This is a genomic window from Bacillus sp. 05T22 (assembly GCF_056396765.1).
Window position 1 is genome coordinate 14,145 of sequence record NZ_JBFTMC010000023.1, and the last position, 19,594, is coordinate 33,738.

General features: G+C 35.6%; 25 protein-coding genes and 1 pseudogene. 20 read left to right on the forward strand and 6 right to left on the reverse strand.

The window, feature by feature from the left end:
- Positions 1-9: 9 nt before the first annotated feature.
- From AC1DIT_RS10320 to AC1DIT_RS10330, 3 genes are read right to left on the reverse strand one after another with little or no spacing between them, the layout of a single operon-like run.
- Positions 10-1,071, reverse strand: coding sequence for an ABC transporter permease (locus AC1DIT_RS10320; protein WP_016116166.1), 1,062 nt, complete (start codon positions 1,069-1,071; stop codon positions 10-12).
- Positions 1,061-1,942: an ABC transporter ATP-binding protein gene (locus AC1DIT_RS10325; RefSeq protein WP_016116165.1), complete on the reverse strand. Its 882-nt coding sequence runs from the start codon at positions 1,940-1,942 to the stop codon at positions 1,061-1,063. Before AC1DIT_RS10325 ends, AC1DIT_RS10320 begins: the two co-directional genes overlap by 11 nt.
- Complete coding sequence (locus AC1DIT_RS10330; protein WP_016116164.1) at positions 1,908-2,327, reverse strand: GntR family transcriptional regulator; 420 nt, start codon at positions 2,325-2,327, stop codon at positions 1,908-1,910. The genes AC1DIT_RS10325 and AC1DIT_RS10330 overlap by 35 nt, the downstream gene beginning before the upstream one ends.
- Before the next feature lie 165 nt (positions 2,328-2,492).
- On the opposite strand from AC1DIT_RS10330, the gene dacF reads away from it, so the two are divergent.
- The 14 genes and pseudogenes from dacF (at position 2,493) to AC1DIT_RS10400 (ending at position 11,972) form a co-directional block, all read left to right on the forward strand.
- The gene (dacF, locus tag AC1DIT_RS10335) at positions 2,493-3,686 is read left to right on the forward strand and encodes a serine-type D-Ala-D-Ala carboxypeptidase DacF (protein ID WP_016116163.1); all 1,194 of its coding nucleotides are present in this window, start codon (positions 2,493-2,495) and stop codon (positions 3,684-3,686) included.
- Positions 3,687-3,859: 173 nt separating this feature from the next.
- On the forward strand, positions 3,860-4,210 hold the full coding sequence (gene spoIIAA, locus AC1DIT_RS10340) for an anti-sigma F factor antagonist (RefSeq protein ID WP_016116162.1): 351 nt from the start codon (positions 3,860-3,862) through the stop codon (positions 4,208-4,210).
- Positions 4,211-4,651 carry an anti-sigma F factor gene (gene spoIIAB, locus AC1DIT_RS10345; RefSeq protein ID WP_003200026.1) on the forward strand — a complete coding sequence of 147 codons (441 nt, stop codon included), beginning with the start codon at positions 4,211-4,213 and terminating at the stop codon, positions 4,649-4,651. It begins immediately after the preceding gene.
- 12 nt (positions 4,652-4,663) lie between these two features.
- On the forward strand, positions 4,664-5,422 hold the full coding sequence (sigF, locus tag AC1DIT_RS10350; RefSeq protein ID WP_016116161.1) for an RNA polymerase sporulation sigma factor SigF: 759 nt from the start codon (positions 4,664-4,666) through the stop codon (positions 5,420-5,422).
- Between the two features lie 159 nt (positions 5,423-5,581).
- Positions 5,582-5,820 (forward strand): annotated as a pseudogene (locus AC1DIT_RS10355) (sodium-dependent transporter); the annotation flags it as partial.
- Complete coding sequence (locus AC1DIT_RS10360) at positions 5,820-6,056, forward strand: methionine/alanine import family NSS transporter small subunit (protein WP_139350017.1); 237 nt, start codon at positions 5,820-5,822, stop codon at positions 6,054-6,056. The pseudogene AC1DIT_RS10355 and the gene AC1DIT_RS10360, both read left to right, overlap by 1 nt.
- A gap of 100 nt (positions 6,057-6,156) precedes the next feature.
- A complete protein-coding gene (locus AC1DIT_RS10365) occupies positions 6,157-6,777 on the forward strand; it encodes a stage V sporulation protein AA (protein ID WP_016116158.1) in 621 nt (206 codons plus the stop codon).
- Entirely contained in the window at positions 6,770-7,186 is a 417-nt protein-coding gene (locus AC1DIT_RS10370) for a stage V sporulation protein AB (RefSeq protein ID WP_003200010.1), read from the forward strand. Before AC1DIT_RS10365 ends, AC1DIT_RS10370 begins: the two co-directional genes overlap by 8 nt.
- An 11-nt stretch (positions 7,187-7,197) precedes the next feature.
- A complete protein-coding gene (gene spoVAC, locus AC1DIT_RS10375) occupies positions 7,198-7,656 on the forward strand; it encodes a stage V sporulation protein AC (protein WP_016116157.1) in 459 nt (152 codons plus the stop codon).
- 12 nt (positions 7,657-7,668) lie between these two features.
- On the forward strand, positions 7,669-8,685 hold the full coding sequence (gene spoVAD / locus AC1DIT_RS10380; protein WP_006095867.1) for a stage V sporulation protein AD: 1,017 nt from the start codon (positions 7,669-7,671) through the stop codon (positions 8,683-8,685).
- Between the two features lie 3 nt (positions 8,686-8,688).
- Positions 8,689-9,039: a stage V sporulation protein AE gene (spoVAE, locus tag AC1DIT_RS10385; protein ID WP_476998176.1), complete on the forward strand. Its 351-nt coding sequence runs from the start codon at positions 8,689-8,691 to the stop codon at positions 9,037-9,039.
- A gap of 5 nt (positions 9,040-9,044) precedes the next feature.
- Positions 9,045-9,623, forward strand: a complete 579-nt coding sequence (gene spoVAEA / locus AC1DIT_RS10390) for a stage V sporulation protein SpoVABEA (protein ID WP_016116156.1) — start codon at positions 9,045-9,047, stop codon at positions 9,621-9,623.
- Positions 9,601-11,073, forward strand: coding sequence for a spore germination protein (locus AC1DIT_RS10395; protein ID WP_016116155.1), 1,473 nt, complete (start codon positions 9,601-9,603; stop codon positions 11,071-11,073). The genes spoVAEA and AC1DIT_RS10395 overlap by 23 nt, the downstream gene beginning before the upstream one ends.
- Positions 11,074-11,168: 95 nt before the next feature.
- A complete protein-coding gene (locus AC1DIT_RS10400; RefSeq protein ID WP_016116154.1) occupies positions 11,169-11,972 on the forward strand; it encodes a Cof-type HAD-IIB family hydrolase in 804 nt (267 codons plus the stop codon).
- A gap of 223 nt (positions 11,973-12,195) precedes the next feature.
- Here the strand turns inward: AC1DIT_RS10400 and AC1DIT_RS10405 are convergent, their stop codons facing one another.
- Entirely contained in the window at positions 12,196-13,062 is an 867-nt protein-coding gene (locus AC1DIT_RS10405) for a DUF1002 domain-containing protein (protein WP_006095863.1), read from the reverse strand.
- A gap of 187 nt (positions 13,063-13,249) precedes the next feature.
- Here AC1DIT_RS10405 and AC1DIT_RS10410 point away from each other — a divergent pair, with 187 nt between their 5' ends.
- Together AC1DIT_RS10410 and AC1DIT_RS10415 are read left to right on the forward strand one after the other, a co-directional pair.
- Entirely contained in the window at positions 13,250-13,687 is a 438-nt protein-coding gene (locus tag AC1DIT_RS10410; protein ID WP_003208377.1) for a peptidylprolyl isomerase, read from the forward strand.
- Between the two features lie 600 nt (positions 13,688-14,287).
- Positions 14,288-14,653, forward strand: a complete 366-nt coding sequence (locus AC1DIT_RS10415) for a GNAT family N-acetyltransferase (protein ID WP_016116153.1) — start codon at positions 14,288-14,290, stop codon at positions 14,651-14,653.
- Between the two features lie 20 nt (positions 14,654-14,673).
- Here the strand turns inward: AC1DIT_RS10415 and AC1DIT_RS10420 are convergent, their stop codons facing one another.
- Both AC1DIT_RS10420 and AC1DIT_RS10425 read right to left on the reverse strand, forming a co-directional pair.
- Positions 14,674-15,192, reverse strand: coding sequence for a DUF309 domain-containing protein (locus tag AC1DIT_RS10420; RefSeq protein ID WP_016116152.1), 519 nt, complete (start codon positions 15,190-15,192; stop codon positions 14,674-14,676).
- Between the two features lie 218 nt (positions 15,193-15,410).
- Positions 15,411-15,506 carry a YjcZ family sporulation protein gene (locus tag AC1DIT_RS10425; RefSeq protein WP_000510192.1) on the reverse strand — a complete coding sequence of 32 codons (96 nt, stop codon included), beginning with the start codon at positions 15,504-15,506 and terminating at the stop codon, positions 15,411-15,413.
- 169 nt (positions 15,507-15,675) lie between these two features.
- Here AC1DIT_RS10425 and AC1DIT_RS10430 point away from each other — a divergent pair, with 169 nt between their 5' ends.
- From AC1DIT_RS10430 to nagA, 4 genes are all read left to right on the forward strand, one after another.
- Positions 15,676-16,413, forward strand: coding sequence for a segregation/condensation protein A (locus AC1DIT_RS10430; protein ID WP_016116151.1), 738 nt, complete (start codon positions 15,676-15,678; stop codon positions 16,411-16,413).
- Positions 16,414-16,626: 213 nt separating this feature from the next.
- A complete protein-coding gene (gene scpB / locus AC1DIT_RS10435; protein WP_018766084.1) occupies positions 16,627-17,202 on the forward strand; it encodes an SMC-Scp complex subunit ScpB in 576 nt (191 codons plus the stop codon).
- A gap of 75 nt (positions 17,203-17,277) precedes the next feature.
- Positions 17,278-18,180, forward strand: a complete 903-nt coding sequence (locus tag AC1DIT_RS10440; protein WP_016116149.1) for a ComEC/Rec2 family competence protein — start codon at positions 17,278-17,280, stop codon at positions 18,178-18,180.
- Positions 18,181-18,447: 267 nt separating this feature from the next.
- Positions 18,448-19,590, forward strand: coding sequence for an N-acetylglucosamine-6-phosphate deacetylase (nagA, locus tag AC1DIT_RS10445; RefSeq protein WP_016116148.1), 1,143 nt, complete (start codon positions 18,448-18,450; stop codon positions 19,588-19,590).
- Positions 19,591-19,594: the final 4 nt, after the last annotated feature.

A 19,594-nucleotide genomic window follows, 5' to 3' on the forward strand; every position in this document is an offset into this window, starting at 1 on the left:
ATCTCTCCTTTAAAAGACTTTATAGTTTGTAAGTCGTGATAATATAAAATAGGTGATAGTTCCAACTAAAAAGAAACCAACATAGTAACTAAATAACAAATCAAAATGGTTTAGCATTTGTCCCCCAATTAATGCAAAATACAACGTCGCACTCCATATCCAGAGTGAACGATATTTTTGAAAAAGAAAGATTTTCTTATTATTTTCGTTCGGTGATCTTGTATAAAGAAATACACCAAGAAATAAGCAACAAATTGTGTAGAAGAGTGGAACAAGGATTGCTTTAGCGGAATAGTAACTATGATAAGCAGGCCCTTGTGGAATTTTTTCGTTATCATCAGTTGGCTGGGATTTAGGATGATAACTGTAATTAATAGAAAAATGCATGATAGGAACTGAAATGTCTGTTTTTTTACCAATTGTGTAAAGTGATTCGTATTTCATATGATTCTTTTTATCTATCGCATCTACATGAGTTGTGAAGAAGAAAATTAAAAGTGAAAAGAATCCCATACCGATTACGCAAAAAGTAATGCTAAAGAAGCTTTGTGAAATGATACTTCCGGTAAATGTCCCAATACATAAAGAAGCGGTATAGATTGCCACATAAGAAACAATGGCATAAAGAAAGTATCGATGGAATGGACCAAATGATTGATATTCAAAATGAATGGTTGATTTATAAATGAAATACATAAGAACCCAATTTATGAGAAAGGATCCTACAATAAAAAATGTACCRAAAAGCCACTTTGATAGAAAAATATCACGTCGTTTAAATGGCATTACCATAAGTATATTTCCAGACTGGCTACTCCGTTCCCATCCAATTAAGAGACATGCTAGAGTAATGATAACAATTGCTAACCAAAAGCTATCAGAAGAATAAAAAGAATAGTGATAATAAAATTTTCCGTCTTCCAGAAGTTCTGGATGGGAAAAGAGTTGTTGTTGTTCTTGGGCAGCTTGATGGTACTCATAGGGAAGAAAGTAAAGAGTGCTTATAAAGAATATGAACACTACATATTTTCCAAGCTTCCAATTCCGCATCCATAATGCTTTATGAAACATAAACATCCCCCTCAAGTGTCGTAACAAATACATCTTCAAGAGACATTGTTAATTCCTCAATGAGCAGTGGCTGTTCTTTATGGAATTTTTCGAGTGTAGCAGCTACGTTTCCTTCGATTAAAATCGTATATACTTTTCCAGTTTGGTTTAATATTTTAATATTGCTTAAGTTTTCTAGTTTTTGAGGTAGAGAACGTTCATAAGCAACTTGGATTTTTGCATAGCATGACTTTGTGTCATCTAGTGCTGTGACAGAAGCGATTGTATGACTTTTTAAAATGATGATTGTATCAGCTATTTTTTCAACTTCGTCTAAATGATGGGTAGAGATGAAAATTGTAATTTCTTTTTCTGCCACTTCTTCAACGAGAAATTGTAAGATTTGTCTTTTTACAATAGGATCTAGTCCGTTTGTTGGTTCATCTAAAATGATGTATTCTACTTTAGCTGAAAAAGCTAAAATGATAGAGAGCAATGCTTTCATCCCTTTTGAATAACTACGAATTCGTTTGTTTGGTAAATTGAATCGTTCTAACAGTTGATAGAAATAATCTGCATCAAATGCTGTATAGACTGCTTTATAAAATTTGATGATTTCTTTCACCGTATACCCGTTCAAGATGTTCGTAGAGTCCGGTACATAAGCTACCTTCTGCTTAATTTCTGGATGTTTATGAACATCCACATCATCATATGTAACAGTTCCGTCATCCGGATCTAAAATTCCAACAAGTGTTCGAAGTAAAGTGGTTTTCCCCGCACCGTTTCTTCCGAGTAATCCAACAATACTGCCCTTTTGTAATGTGAAAGAAATATTGTCTAAAATGACTTGGTTATCAATTGTTTTTTTCAGATTTGTCACTTGTAGCATCTGTATTTTCTCCTAGCTCTTTATAGTATGAATCTATCCAATCGTGAATTTTTTCTTTTGTAATCCCAAGATAAGAAGCTTCTAGTAATAGTTGGTGAAATTGTTTTTCGACCATAGCAATTTTCCTTTCGTCCCATGTCGGTGTAATCGATTGAGAGACAAATGTACCTTTTCCTCGCAGTGTTTCGATAATACCTTGTCGTTCTAATTCTTGGTACGCTTTGCTTACTGTATTCGGATTAATGACAAGAAGTGAAGCAAGTTCACGTACAGATGGTAGTTTATCGTTTGGTGCTAACATGCTTTTTAGTACGAGTTCTTTTATATTTTGAACAATTTGTTCCCATATCGGAGTGTTGCTTCTTGGATCGAGTTGAATGTGCAAGAGCAGTGTCTCCTTCCTGATGAAATTTAAGTGTACTACTAGATGTAATACACTTAATACAATATATATGATAGATTTGTTTGTCAACACAAAATTTTAGAAAAATATGGTATAAAAACATATTATTTGGAAAAAATAGGTTTGATATAGAATGGAGGGTTAGTCATGAAGCGAGTTTTTGGAATACTTGTTTGTTTCATGTTGCTATTTTCTGGTGTTTCAGTTGGCTTTGCACAATCTGAGAAAGCGCAGTCTGAGAAAACAGAAGTAGAAAAGACACCGAAGTTAGCGGAGGAAGCATCGTCAGCAATTGTTATTGAGCAAGATACAGGTAAAGTCTTATTTGAGAAAAGTCCAAATGAAAAACTGCCGCCTGCTAGTATGACAAAGATTATGACAATGTTGCTTATCATGGAACAAGTTGAAAAGGGAAAACTAAAACTAGAGGATAAAGTCAGAGCAAGTGAACATGCAGCTTCAATGGGTGGTTCACAAATCTTTCTTGAGCCGGGTGAAGAGATGACAGTGAATGAAATGCTAAAAGGGATTGCAATTGCATCGGGAAATGATGCATCTGTTGCGGTTGCTGAGCATATCGCTGGTTCAGAAGAAGGCTTTGTAAACATGATGAATAAAAAAGCAAAGGATTTAGGATTGAAAAATACACATTTCCAAAATCCAACGGGTCTTCCAGCGAAAGACCATTATTCAACAGCATATGATATGTCAATTATGGCGAAAGAGTTGATGAAATATCCACTCATTCGAAAATATACAGGAAAGTATGAAGATTACTTACGTGAAAATACAGAGAAAAAGTTTTGGCTTGTGAATACGAATAAATTAGTTCGTTTTTACCCGGGGGTAGACGGGGTGAAAACAGGTTTTACAACAGAAGCAAAATATTGTTTAACAGCATCAGCTGAAAAAAATGGCATGCGTGTCATTTCTGTTGTCATGGGAGCGCCAACATCAAAAGAACGTAACAACCAGGTAACAAAGCTCCTTGATTATGCATTTGGACAATATACAACGAAAAAATTGTATAAACGCGGTGAAAAAATTCAAACCGTAAAAGTAGGAAAAGGGAAGAAAGAAAAGGTAGATTTAGTTTCATCGGATAACGTATCTCTTCTGATGAAAAAAGGCGAGAATATGGACAAGGTAAAACAGGAAGTTATCGCTGAAAAGAAAGTAAAAGCACCAATTAAAAAAGGTGATGCACTCGGTACACTTGTTATTAAAAAAGATAAGGATGTTTTATTAAAGCAAACGATTGTGGCAAAAGAAGATGTTGCTGCAGCGAGCTGGTGGGAACTATTTAAAAGAAGTTTAGGGATGTTTTCAACATCGAAATAGAAGCAAAGAGATTACAATTTTCTTACCCACATACATGAAAAAGGTAGAATAATTGCTGAAAGGTTCACATTATGGCGAAATAGTACTTCTTTTGTCAGTAGGAAGGATTCTTATTTTATGTTCACGAAAATCTTATGTAAATGAGTCAAGTTTAAGCATAAGGAGGAAATCGTGTGAGTCTTTCCATGCATTTAGAAGTAAAGCGTGATGTCTTATGTGTTCGGCTAGCGGGTGAACTAGATCATCATACTGCTGAAGAGTTGCGAGCGAAAGTAACGGATATGATTGAAACGCATCGCGTTCATCATATTGTACTAAGTTTAGAGAAATTAACATTTATGGACAGTTCTGGTCTTGGTGTTATATTAGGCAGATACAAGCATGTTAAAGGTTTAGGAGGGGAGATGGTCGTTTGTGCAATCTCACCTCCTGTAAAGCGTTTATTTGAAATGTCAGGTCTGTTTAAAATCATTCGCTTAGAAGAAAGTGAAGCGCATGCGCTCGCGACATTGGGGGTGGCATAAATGAGAAATGAAATGAACCTTCAATTTTCAGCGTTAAGTCAAAATGAATCGTTTGCTCGCGTCACAGTTGCTGCTTTTATTGCACAGTTGGATCCAACAATGGAAGAATTGACAGAGATTAAAACAGTTGTGTCTGAAGCGGTCACAAATGCAATTATTCACGGATATGAAGGGAATGCAGAAGGTGTTGTTTACATTTCAGTGATTTTGGAAGAAGCAATGGTGAAACTCACGATTCGAGATGAAGGGGTTGGCATTTTTAACTTAGATGAGGCAAGGCAACCTCTTTTTACAACTAAACCTGAATTAGAGCGTTCCGGAATGGGATTTACTATCATGGAAAATTTTATGGATGAGGTAGAAGTTATTTCAAATGAATCTTTCGGGACAACAATCCATTTGACAAAATACTTATCAAATAGTAACGCTCTATGCAATTAAGGAGAATTGTCTATGGACATAGAGGTCAGAAATGAGAAGAAGAAACCTCAGTTAAAGGACCACGAGTTAAAAGTGTTAATTCAAAAAAGTCAAGATGGAGACCAACAAGCAAGAGATACGATAGTCCAAAGTAATATGCGTCTTGTATGGTCAGTTGTGCAACGTTTCCTCAATCGAGGATATGAACCAGATGATTTATTTCAAATTGGCTGTATTGGACTCTTGAAATCGGTAGACAAATTTGATTTGTCTTTCGACGTGAAATTCTCAACCTATGCAGTTCCAATGATTATTGGAGAAATACAGCGTTTTTTGCGTGATGATGGATCGGTGAAAGTAAGTCGCTCTTTAAAAGAGACTGGAAATAAGATTCGAAAGATGAAAGATGAGCTTTCTAAAGAATATGGAAGAGCTCCAACGATTAATGAGGTAGCAGAAGCGCTTGAGTTGACACCAGAAGAAGTTGTTCTTGCGCAAGAAGCGAGTCGTACTCCATCATCCATACATGAAACAGTTTATGAAAATGATGGAGATCCTATTACGATACTAGATCAAATTGCAGATCAAACAGAAACGAAATGGTTTGATAAAATCGCTTTAAAAGAGGCAATTAGAGAACTTGATGAGCGTGAACGCTTAATTGTATATTTGCGCTATTATAAAGATCAAACTCAATCAGAAGTAGCAGAGCGAATTGGAATTTCACAAGTCCAAGTATCAAGGCTTGAAAAGAAAATATTAAAACAGATGAAAGATCGAATAGATGAATAGCCATCTATTCGATTTTTTTGCTTTGAACTAGAAAGCAGTGATAGTTCAAATAAAATTGAGAAGAAAAAAAAATTGCATCTTATGTTACTGTTGTTATCCTTTCCAAAATCAAAAAATTTCAATCACCCAGAATTATTATCGGAATTTATTGATAATTTAGTGGAATTAAAATATATTACACCGCTTATGTTAGGGTATATGCTTATTGATGGTACGATTCAAAACATTCAAAAAACTATGGTAATTATCTGACACAATTTGTCGTGACGTATGGTTGGGTTCTGGTAGCAGCGTTTCTTGTCGTTGCATTGATTATTAGTTTGAAAAAATGGAATACACAAATACATTCAGATTCTGCCCAGCTTGAAAAAGAATGGAAAGATCGAGGTGTTTCATGATGAGTGAATCAGCAATTATGATGATGATCATTGGAATTGTAGTTATTTGGGGAGGATTAGCTTTAAGCATTATGAATTTATTTAGAAAAAAAGGCATAAAGAAAAAACATCTGTGCCAAAATGGTGCAGATGTTTTTTCTTTATTAGTTAATGAACCTCACCTGAAGGTTCAAAATATGAAGAGAGTGATTCTAAAGAAATACATTCGCTTTATTAACCGAGTGATTGTTGATTAAAAATCCAACGTGCAAAGTTCCATTTTATAAAAAAAGTTGTATTAGAAAATTTTCCAGAAACCATACTACAACTACGAGGAATAGTAAAGAGGTGAATGGAGTGGAGCGAACAATCTATCTCAAAATGCGAAATCGTCTGCAAGTATCCCCTTCATATGAGGTGAAGATTGAAGATATTGCACAAGTAGTTGGGGATTCTGGCTTAGTAGAAAAAATAAAAAAGCAACTTGTCTATAAAATTACAAAACGTGATAAAACACATGTTGTAATTGATGCGATGAAAATCATTCAAGTGATTCAACAAACTACGCAGCATATACAAATTAATTTATTTGGTCCTGGGCAAACACTTGTTGAAATCGTCTATGAAAAAAAGAAAGTACACCCCATTTTCTTTGGATTGGTTTGGATGTTACTTTTTGTCGGTGCGGCTCTTGCGATTATTTATTTTCATGAAGATGTAAGTATGCAGCAAGTACACTGGCGCTTATATTACATGATTACGGGAGAAATCAACTATAAACCACTCCTGTTTCAAATTCCGTATTCTTTAGGACTGGGATTAGGGATGGTCTTATTTTTTAATCATGTGTTTCAAAAACGAATTAATGAAGAGCCAAGTCCGTTAGAAGTGGAAATGTTCCAGTATCAACAGTCACTCGATCAATATGTCATGATCAATGAAAATAAAGAGAGTGCAAAACAAATCGCAGATGATTGAGTATGGAGTAGTGATAGTAATTGGGCTTGCTGGTGGGATTGCAGTTGGAGGGGGATATGTGGCATTTTTAGCTGTGCTTGGTGTAATCCCACGTTTAGCCCAGTTAACAAGGAGTGGCCATCGGGTTCAATTTTTTGAGTGGGCCGTAATTGGTGGTTCTTTGGCCGGAGCATGGTGCAGTTTAAGAGATATAACCTTTCAAACATCTCAGTATTGGCTCGTTTTACTTGGCTTATTTTGTGGAACATTTATTGGTATGCTTGCTGCGGCTTTGACAGAGGTATTGAATGTTTTACCTATATTAGCAAAACGGGTAGGCGTAGATGGGAAAATTGTCATTCTACTCGTTGCGCTTGTACTTGGAAAGGTAATGGGCTCTTTATTTCATTGGATTTATTTTGCAAGATAGGAGGTATCAAGATGGCCCAAAATAAATTAAAAGATGATTACATAAATAAAGTGAAAAATTATCATCCAAAGCCAAATTATGTGATGAATTGTGTAAAAGCTTTTGTTGTAGGTGGACTGATTTGTACAGTAGGTGAATGCTTGATGAAATTTTATATGTATTATTTTCACTTTAATGAGCAAAATGCGGGAAATCCTACGATAGCAACACTTGTATTATTATCAGCCATATTAACTGGATTTGGTGTATATGATAAAATCGGTCAATTCGGAGGGGCTGGTTCAGCAGTTCCTGTTACTGGATTTGCAAATTCAATGGCAAGTGCGGCAATGGAGCACCGTAGCGAGGGGATTGTACTCGGAGTTGCTACAAATATGTTTAAGCTTGCTGGAAGTGTAATTGTATTTGGAGTTGTTGGAGCATACATTGTTGGTCTAATTCGATATACGTTTAAACTTTGGTTGTCTTAAAGGAGACTAGATATGAGATTGACAGGGAAGCAAACATGGGTATTTCAAAATAATATATTTGTGAATGCAACAGGTACTGCTGTCGGTCCAAAAGAAGCGGAAGGTCCTCTTGGAAAGTGTTTTGATATTTCATATGATGATTTGCATTGTGAGGAAGAAAATTGGGAGCTTGCTGAAAGAAGATTGATGAATGATTCAATTCAGCAGGTCATACAAAAGGGGGATATAAAGCCTTCGCAAATTGATTTTTTTTTAGCGGGAGATTTATTAAACCAAACCGTTACAGCAAATTATGTGGCGAGGGAGCTTGGGATTCCTTTTTTAGGAATGTTCAGCGCTTGTGCAACATCAATGGAGACACTAGCGATTGGATCGGCCTTTATTGATGGGGGCTTTGCTAATCGTGTGATAGCTACGGTTAGTAGTCATAATGCAACTGCAGAACGGCAGTTTCGTTATCCGACAGAATACGGGGGGCAAAGACCTGGTTCAGCAACTTCAACTGTTACAGGGGCAGGGACGGCTTTAATTAGTAAAGAACAGAGCAATATTAAAATAACAGCTGCAACCATTGGAAAAGTGCAAGATTTAGGAATTACAGATCCTTTTGATATGGGATCAGCAATGGCACCTGCTGCTGCCCATACGATTCAACAGCACTTTGAAGATTTAGGGAGAAGTGCAGCTGATTATGATCTTATCGTTACAGGGGATTTATCAGGTGTTGGGGCACCAATTACGAAGCAACTTTTACTTGAGGAAGGGTATGACTTAGGGAATGTATATAATGACTGCGGATTAATGATTTATAACAAGGATCAAGAAGAGGTTTTTGCAGGTGGAAGCGGTTGTGCCTGTTCGGCAGTTGTAACATACGGTCATTTACTACAAGAAATGAAAAAAGGAAACTTACAGCGTATTTTTGTAGTTGCAACAGGAGCATTGTTAAGCCCGATTATGATACAACAAAAAGAAACGATTCCGACAATTGCACACGGCGTTGTATTTGAAAGGATAAAAGGGGTGTGAATTGTGGATTTTGTATACGCGTTCATCGTTGGGGGAGCTATCTGTGTAGTAGGACAGCTTTTATTGGATTTTGCTAAATTAACTCCTGCACATTTGATGGCAACTTTTGTAGTAATTGGAGCGGTTTTAGATAGCTTTGGACTATATGATAAGCTCATAAAATTTGCAGGTGCTGGAGCAACTGTTCCGATAACGAGCTTTGGACATTCCCTTTTGCATGGAGCACTAGAGGCGGCTGAAAAACATGGTTACTTAGGAATTGGAATTGGTRTGTTTAGTTTGACTTCTTCAGGTATTTCAGCATCGATATTATTTGCATTTTTTGTAGCACTTATATGTAAACCGAAAGGATAAATCAAATGAGACGAAGGGTTATTTTGGTGACAGATGGAGATGAATATGCAAAGCGGACAATTGAGCTGTTAACAAAGGAGTTTGGCGGAAGGTGTATTTCAGCATCGCAAAGTAATCCGACGAAATTGACAGGGAAAAAGATTGTGGAGCTAATTATGCAAACGCCATATGACCCTGTATTTGTCATGTTTGATGATAGTGGATTTATAGGAGAAGGTTCAGGTGAAAAAGCGTTAAAATATGTGGCAATGCATAAACAAATTGATGTTCTTGGCATTTTAGCTGTTGCATCTAATACACATCATTGGGAGTGGGCGCGTGTAGATGTCAGCGTAGATCGGGAAGGCAGATTAACAGAATACGGTGTTGATAAATTTGGACTTCCTGATGGTGAAATTGGCAGAATTAATGGAGATACGATTTATTGTTTAGATGCATTAAATGTCCCTGTAATTGTTGGAATTGGTGATATAGGAAAAATGTGTGGAAATGATGAGTGGGAGCGAGGAGCACCAATTACAAAAAAAGCAATTCAATTAATTTTAGAAAGGAGCGGATTTTATGACGAAACAGAAGAAAGTTAGTATCCCAATCTCTTCTTTTTTGAGTGACAATGAAAATTATTTAAAACAAACAGTCGGACTAGGTGTTACATTTGATGTTGGGATTCGTAAATTTCAAATTCTTGATAAAGAAATCGGTGTATTATTTGTAAATGGATTGTGTGATACAAATTACCTCATTCACATTTTGGAAGAAGCAGTAGATACAAATGAAATAAGAGATGTTGAAGAAGATACAGTTAAGCTTTTAGAAAATCGCCTTATCCATCAACAAGTAAGTAAAGTGAAAACGATGGATGAGGTAATGCTACAAGTATTATCGGGACTTGTTATTATTTTTGTAGAAGGGGAAACAGAGGCCTTTGCAATCGATGTTCGTAGTTATCCAGGACGAACACCAACAGAACCAGATACAGAAAAAGTAGTGCGCGGGGCAAGAGATGGTTTTGTAGAAAATATCATTGTAAATACAGGGCTAATAAGAAGGCGTATTCGCGATCCGCGCCTTCGAAACGAAATTATCCGGGTTGGGGATCGGTCACAAACGGATATTTGTATTACCTATGTTCAGGACGTTGCGAATCCAGATTTGGTAAAAATCATTAAGCAAGAACTAGAAAGTATTGAAGTAGATGGAATTACAATGGCTGACAAAACGATTGAAGAATTTTTAGTGAAGCAGGGTTATAACCCTTTCCCGCTTATTCGTTATACAGAAAGACCAGATGTAGCGGCAAATCATTTATTAGAAGGGCATGTATTAGTTATTGTTGATACATCTCCAAGTGTAATGATTACACCAACAACGTATTTTCATCATGTGCAGCACGCAGAAGAGTTTAGACAAAACCCGGCAGTTGGTACATTTTTACGGTGGGTTCGTTTTGTAGGCATTATATTTTCTGTGTTTTTATTGCCGTTTTGGCTCGTTTTTGTGTTCGATCCAACATTGTTACCAGAGAAACTTGCTTTCATTGGGCCAAATAAAATGACGCATCTTCCTATTTTATTACAAATAATTCTGGCCGATGTTGGACTTGAATTTTTGCGAATGGCATCGATTCATACACCGACTCCTTTATCATCAGCTGCCGGTTTAATTTCAGCAATTTTAATTGGACAAATTGCAATTGACGTTGGCTTATTTGTTCCAGAAGTTATTTTATATACAGCAGTCTCAATGATTGGAATATATGCAACGCCAAGTTATGAATTAGGGCTTGGAAACAAACTCGGAAAGTTATTTGTTATTATTTTGACTGGTTTGTTTCATGAGATAGGATTTGTAATTGGAATGACAATGTTAATTTTGTTTTTAGCATCTATTAAAAGTTTACAAACACCATACTTATGGCCGTTTTTACCATTTGACTGGGGCGCGTTAACGAAAATTTTATTACGTCCAACTATGTCTAGTCTAAAAGTACGTCCAAGTATTGTACACCCGCAAAATATACGTAGACAAAAATAAGCAGGAATCTTTTCCTGCTTATTTTTTATTAGAAATTTATCGTATTTTAACAAAATCACAACATTTTTTTCGTACACTTAGAGTAGAAATTGTGTATGAAAGGGGAAGAGGGCATGATTAAATTATTTGTAAGTGATTTAGATGATACACTTTTTTATAATGTAAGCAATATTCATAAGGAAGATGAAAAAGCACTTTGTTGGTTAGCAGAAAAAGGGACAAATATTTGCTTTGCTTCTGGTCGTTTTACGCATCGAATTCATGATGCAGTTAGGCAATTCTCATTTCCATATTACACGACAGGATTAAATGGTGCTACGATGCTATTACCAAACGGACAAATATTCCATGAATCGAAATTCAATGATGGAGTTGCCCAGGAAATATATCGATATATACATGAAAAAAGGCTAGCTGATATTGTGTGTGCAAAAGAGCAGAGATATACGAAAAAGAAAAATGAACATCATTATGTTTTTGAAGAATATATGGGTGTGCATATTGCTGAAATAGAAACATTAGAGGAGGAATTTGGTAAAACAATTCATCCTGCAAAGTTGTTTGTGTATGGAGAAGCAGAAAAGATTGTGACATTGGATCAAGAGCTAAGAGACACTTTTCATGAGCACGCTGAAATTTTTATTTCTGGAAAAGGATATGTAGATATTATGCCAATGGGGGTTAGTAAAGGAAGTGCTTTAAAACGTTTGATGGAGCATTTGAAAATTGAAGCGCATGAAGTAGCATGTATTGGTGATTCTTTTAATGACATTTCTATGTTTGAAGTAACACCGCATTCTTTTACTCTTCATCATGCACATCCATATGTGAAGGAAAAGGCATGTCATGTTGTTCGTTCTGTAGAGGAAGCGATTATGAAATTACCGTTGCTTATATAATAGATAAATCCATTTTGATTTTTCACATATAAGCTGCTATGAAAAACAAAAGGTGACCTGCACTCGTTTTCTTTCTTTGTTTTCACTTGGTATGGGGCAGGAAGAGGATCTGACCGCTGCTATGCATGGTCGGATGCTCTCTTCCACCTGAAAAGAAAGATTTTATGTCGGTTTTTTAGTTTGGATTTATATAATAAAAAGCTCGTCAATGACGAGCTTTTTATTACTTAAATAATGATTTAATAAAATCAATGATACTAGAGAAGAAATCTTTTACTTTATCTAGGAAGCCTTGTCCTTCTTCAGATCCTAAAAATGCTGAAACATGTTCTTTTGCTTTATTTAATTGGCTACCAACTTGGTTCCAGTCAATATTTAAATTTTTCATTTTATCAAATAATGAAACTAAGCTATCTAATTGCTCATCTGTTAGTGTAATACCAAGTTGATCAGCAATTTTTTTAATTAGCGCACGTAAATCTTCTGTTGTTTTTGGCTGTTCCTTAGCAATTTCTTCTTTTACTTTCGCAACAAGTTGAACAGCTTTTTCGTCACCAATTTTGTCACCAAGTTTCGCTGTTTGTACCATTTCTTCATTGGCTACTTTTTTTACTTCTTCAGGAATTTCTTTTTTCGATGTTGTTTCGTAAGCCTTCATTAATCCTGTTAAAGCAGCTGTTCCTGATACTTTAAATGGTGCCGTGATTTGGATCTCTGCATCTTTAACACCTGCTGTGATGAGTGCGTTTGTATACATTGCATCTGTTACCCAATTAATGTTTTTCGCTCGCACAATAAGACCTGATCCTGGTTTTGTATACGTAATTATAGAAGAGGAAATAGCTCTCGTACCAATTTGTGCTTTTGGAACAATACCCTCTAAAAATTTATGTTCTTCCGCATTAGATACAGTAATAATTTGCGCATCTTTTGGCGCTTTCATTTCTTTTAAAAGATCTTGTTTTTGTTGTTCAGATAAATTTTCTCCTAATGTAACGATTGATTCTCCCTCAATCACGTCTGCAAATGAAGCTGTTGGGATCATAAACACTGTAACAGCTAGTAGCAGAGCTAATAGTTTCGTTTTCACGAAAAATCGCTCCCTTTCTCTTTCTGGAATTTGCGGGTAACACAGTAATTATAGTATATTTTTAAAATTTGTCATCCGTCTTCTTGCTGATTTTAAAAAAGAAGTATACAGATTGTCGGATTCTTTTTGTTTCTGAGCATGAATATGGTAATATAGTGCTGAGATAGTTGAAAGGAGACATATACGTATGAAAACTTTAGGATACATATTAATGGAGAATGGTGAAAAAATTGAATTAGAATTTTTCCCAGAAGAAGCACCGAAAACAGTTGAAAATTTCAAAAAATTAGCAGATCAAGGATTCTATAATGGTGTKACATTCCACCGCGTTATTCCTGGYTTCGTAAGCCAAGGTGGAGACCCAACAGGMACAGGWGCAGGYGGYCCTGGTTACTCTATCCCATGTGAAACTGAAGGGAATCCGCATAGACATGTAGTTGGATCACTTTCTATGGCACATGCTGGCCGTAATACAGGTGGTAGCCAATTCTTCATCGTTCATGAGCCACAACCACATTTAGATGGTGTACATACTGTATTTGGTAAAGCGACAAGCGGTATTGAAACAGTATTAAACATGCGTCAAGGCGATGTAATGAAAGAAGTTAAAGTTTGGGAAGAATAAATTGAAGAGAGCAAAGTGCTCTCTTTTTATTTTCTTACTGTTAAATAATCATCATTCAAAAGCTTTATATGATAATAAGAGAAGATTGAAAACATGTAAGTATAAAATTTTGCTTTGTCCCATGTTTGTAGTGACAATCGGAGAAAAAATTTAAATTAAGAAAAGTTTTAATCTATAAACAGGAATTTGTGGGTAATATGCAGTAAATGATAAGAGAGTAAATGATAAAGTTATTATAGCTAACTAAATTGTTAGCGATAGAACTATTTTTGTAAAAATACATAGGATACAGTAAAGTTTTATTTCGTTATTCGTGGTTTATAAGTTTTGTAGTTCAATGCGTTATGCGAGAAGCTAAAAAGTTAGATGGAGTTTATTCATTAGCTTAATAAGAGTAAATTCTCAATGAGAGAATTTCTTTTATTAATGAAAATAAAGGACTACTATACATTTGACTTTCCTACATTCTCTTTGTATGATTATCAAGTTGTTTTGGCAGCCCTTCTCACTATAGTGAAAATATTGTAAAATGGAGATGATATAGCAATAGTGGTAGAGGGGATACATGGTTTGTAACTTTTGTAAGAAGGGATAAGGTTTATGTTAATTCGTTTTAAAAAAAGTTATGAAAAGATTGCAATGGGGCTTCTTTCGTTTATGCCGACTGAAAAAGATGTGAAAATTTTACAATTGACAATGAAAGAATATGATAAAAATGATAGTTGGCAACTATATTTGTGGAAACAAAATGATGATTTTGTTGGGATAGTTGGAGTTATCAACGAAGAAAATGTATTACAGATTCAACATCTTAGTGTGAATCCATCTCATCGTCACATGGGGATTGGTACAAAGATGATACAAGAATTAAAAAATAAGTTTCAAGGTATTACAATTTGTGGAAACGAACAAACTGCTAGTTTTTGTGAAAAGTGTAAGGGAATTGAACAAAATATACATTCATGAAAGCAGAGATGGAATTTGTGTCATCTCTGCTTTCTTTTTTTTAGTTGCTCGTTTCGTTCGGCAATTACATCATTTCTGTCACGCAATTTGTGTTTATGGATAATGTATTCAGTAGGTAGTGAATGAGCATCTTTCCAAGGAATCATTTTTTCTGTACATAATTGCAAGCATGTGTTTTCTAAAGAGGAATCTGAAAAAGGAAAAAATATAGGTGCAAAAGGTTCTTTTGATTGAATGGACTGTAATTGTTTTTGTAATATAGTTAAAAGTTTTGGGTGATCAAGACCTAATCTGTGTACTTGTATACCTTCCTTTTTTAAAATAGCAATGGCGCTTTTCATCATTCGCATTGAACCATTCCAATTTGAGCGTCTGTGATGGTATAAAGCAACTGCTATTTGAATAAAACCAACCCAGTAGTTTTCTCGCTCTCCTCGTGGTTTCAATTTCCAATATTCTTCTAGTACTTCGTGACATTCAAAGTAATCATAATCTCCATGAAAATGAATTAAAAATTGTATGTATGCTGTAGGATACATCCTTTTCGCTCCTGTCTAAACGGTCTTACGTACAGTTTATCATAAAGTGAAACTACGATGTGATCAATGGAGTTTTCTTTATCTACACTGATTATCAGCCCGCCCCCCACCTCACTTCTTTACTTTTGCTGAATTTTAAGGTGAGATCTTACTGCACACGAATAGCGGGATAAATAATAAACGACTAGAGAATCTCTAGCCGTTTATTATATTCTGCATTAGCAGAAGCAAGCCGCGCCTACAATGATTAATAAGATAAAGAGCACAACAAGTAAAGCGAAACCGCCGTTAAAACCACAATCAACATGGCCCATAGTTTTTTTACCTCCTACATTGAACTTACTACACTTTTATCATATGAAGAGGTGGGCATTGTTGCATGGGCAGGTGTCTATTTTTAACTAAATTTCTGAAAAAGGTTGGATAGAACATAAGTATGCTCTATACTTATGTTGTTATAGAAAAAATGTGGTGGGATGCTTTGTGCAATATAATTTTAAAGTAGAGGCTTTTGAAGGGCCTTTAGATCTATTGTTACATTTAATTCATCGCTATGAAATTGATATATATAATATTCCTGTAGCGGAAATTACAGAGCAGTATTTATCTTATATTCATACGATGAAAGACTTGCAACTGGATGTTGCAAGTGAGTATTTGGTGATGGCCGCAACGCTATTGCAAATTAAAAGTAAAATGCTGTTACCGAAACAAGAGGAAGATGTACCTGATAATGGTGAAGACTTTATAGATGATCCCCGTCAAGAGTTGATGGAGCGGTTAATTGAATATAAAAAATATAAGCAAGTTGCTGCTGAATTAAAAGAGAGAGAACAAGAAAGAGCACAACTTTATACACGTCCGCCAATCGATTTTACATCATTTCAGCAAGAAGAGGAGACAAGTTTACCTCTCGATATAACACTGTATGATATGTTAGCAGCATTTCAAAAACTTATGCGTCGTAAAAAACCAAAACGTCCAGTAACAACGCGAATTGCTCGTCAAGAAATACCGATTGAACAACGTATGAGTGATATTTTACAGCAATTAGAAACAGCGGAAGGACGCCAAAGTTTTTCTGATTTATTCGTTGATGAAGAGCGCGAAGTAATGGTTGTAACATTTTTAGCCATACTCGAACTTATGAAAAACCAACAAATTATTATTGAGCAAGAACACAATTTTGATGAAATCTTTTTGACCCGCTCTAAAGTTTAGTAAAACTCCCATTTCAAAATTGTGAGGAAAACTAGCAGTAAGTATTTGATTAGTCAAAACGAATGATCAGTGGAAATAATCCCCGCTGATCATGGTTTCACATAATTTTGTTTGGAACGATAAAAGGAATGTTGGACCGGTCGCAATATACTGTGATTCGGTTTTTATTGTGGATATTTTTGTATGGAAAGATATGAGAAAGGAGATTGTATGTTGGATAGAAAAGAACAGATGGCAATTGTTGAGGGGCTTTTATTTGTTGCGGGTGATGAAGGAGTCTATCCGGAACAAATTGCAAAAGTACTTGAAATTGAAGTGAAAGATGTAATTCAGATTATCGAGGAAATGCAAAGGGAATGTGAAGGTGTACAGCGAGGGTTGCAAATTGTACAATTTGCAAAAGTGTATCGCTTTGCCACAAAAAAAGAACATGCGCCTTATTATCAAAAATTAATGGATACACCAACAGCAGCGTCTCTTTCCCAGGCTGCTCTTGAAACATTGGCGATTGTTGCTTATCGCCAGCCAATTACAAGAACGGAAATGGAAGAAATTCGTGGTGTGAAAACAGATCGAGCACTGCAAACATTGGTATCGCACTTACTTATAAAAGAAACGGGCCGGGCAGAAGGACCAGGGCGTCCTATTTTATATGGTACTACGAAAGAGTTCTTAGATACGTTTGGACTTCAAACATTAGACGATTTACCAACCCTTTCTGAAGAAAATGAACAAATGAATGAAGCTGACTTATTCTTTGGCTCCTTGCAGGAATTGTCAAAATCGTAGCTTAGCGTATTGCTAAGCTTTTTTTGTATATGAAATACGACTCGTGCCATACTAAATGAAAAAAGGAGACGAATTATGAAAGTTGTACGGATTATTCTATTGTTAGTTTCTGTTTTAATATGTTTTTCATTAAACAGCACATCTGTCAAAAGATATATGACGTCTGTTCATACTGTGTCCTCTTTTTCCATGCAACGTCCACATTTAGGAAGAATGAAAGTTAGTTTTTTTAAGGTGGGACAAGGTGATGCCACACTTATTATTTTACCTAATGGTCAAACAATGTTAATCGATGGAGGGCCTTATGAGGCTGGAGAGGTAATTATTCAGAAATTAATTGAAAAAGGGATTAACCATTTAGATGTTGTGGTAGGGACYCATCCAGATATGGATCATATAGGAGGGCTTATACCGATTATAGAACAAATGCCAGTTTCACTTGTATTAGATAGCGGCAAAACCTATAGTTCTTTTACATATCATACGTATAGGAACGATATTAAAAAGAGGGGAATTCCGTTTGTTCGTGTAAAACAAGGACAGCATATACCGTTGGATCCCCAAGTTTCAATTCAAATATTAAATAATGGGAAGTCAAAGGATGAAAATAATGAATCATCAATTGTTTTAAAAGTTCGATATGGTAAAGCTGATTTTTTGCTAATGGGAGATGCGGATATACAAACTGAAAAGAAAATAATAAAGCAATATGATGTACATGCTGATGTTTTAAAGGTAGGTCACCACGGTTCATATACGTCAACTAGTGAACAATTTTTAGAGGAGGCAAACCCTCAATTTGCTATTCTTTCTTATGATAAAAAAAATCCATATGGGCATCCACATCAAAGTGTAGTAAACAGGTTAAAGAGATATGGTGTCATGACATATACAACGGATAAACGAACGGTAGAAATTGAAACGGATGGAGGCCATATTGCAATATGGTCAAATACGCCGCTTCCATTGTTAAAGTAAAGAAGTAGTTAAAACTGTATAATGGAATGCTAAGTAGGAAAATGGAAACAAGGAATTAGTATTCGTTTTCATAAAAGATGCATTGTCTCCTTTTGGAAAAAAAGAATAATATATATTATAATTAAAGAAGATAAATTTCCTTTTTTACTAAGAGAAGAGGAAATTTCATTTGAATGTATAGACAACTACTCGTGTATATATTAAGATGAGGTTAGGCAAATAGGTAATAATAACAAGTAGGTATTCCATGGGAAAGGATCGATGAAAATGAAAACGCAAGTTGTCATCAATGCCAAAATTTATACAGGTCACGAAGTAATGGGAAGTGGATTTATTCGTTACGCAGAAAAAATTGAAGAAATTGGTTTGATGGCTCAATATGTATCACAAGAAAATGAAACGGTTTTTGACGCAGAAGGAAAAATTGTGATTCCAGGTATGATCGATGTTCATATTCATGGCGGATACGATATTGATGCGATGGATGCGAATAGCGATGGGTTAGTAACTCTTGGTAAAGAAATGTTAAAAGAAGGGGTTACAACTTATTTCCCAACAACAATGACGCAAGCTCCAGAAGCAATTGAAGCGGCTTTAAGTGCTGCAAAAGAAGCGAAAGAAAAAGGAGCGCATTTTGAATATATTCATTTAGAAGGACCATATGTTTCAAAAAAACGTGCAGGAGCGCAACCTCTTGAACATATCGTTCCGGCGAATATTGAACAATTTAAACAATGGCAAGAAGCAAGTGGCAATCTAATTAAATTAGTAACGTATGCACCAGAAGAAGAAGGCGCAGTAGAATTTGAAAAGTATCTTGCTGAAACGAGTGTTGTTGGTACAATGGGCCATACAGATGCAGTTGATGCACAATTGAAAAATAGAAACATTACACATGCTACACACTTATACAATCAAATGCGCGGTTTACATCACCGTGAACCAGGTGTTGTCGGTCACGTGTTATTGAACCCAAATGTAATGGTTGAAGTGATTGCAGATGGTATTCACATTCACCCAGATATGGTGAAATTAGCATATAAATTAAAAGGGCCTAAAAAAGTAAGTGTCATTACTGATGCGATGCGTGCAAAAGGTTTAGAAGATGGATTGTATGAGCTTGGTGGACAGCCTGTACATGTGAAAGATGGCAGCGCTCGTTTAGAAGACGGAACGTTAGCGGGTAGTATATTGAAAATGGACCAAGCATTCCGAAATGTAATTGAATTTACAGGATGCTCGATTGAGGACGCTGTACTTATGACATCAGTTAACCAAGCAGAAGAGTTTGGATTAACGAATAAAGGGGCATTAACAGTAGGAAAAGATGCGGACTTTGTTGTCATGACGGAAGATTTACATGTATATGATACGGTTCGATTAGGAATTCATATGAAGGAAGGGAAGTAAATAG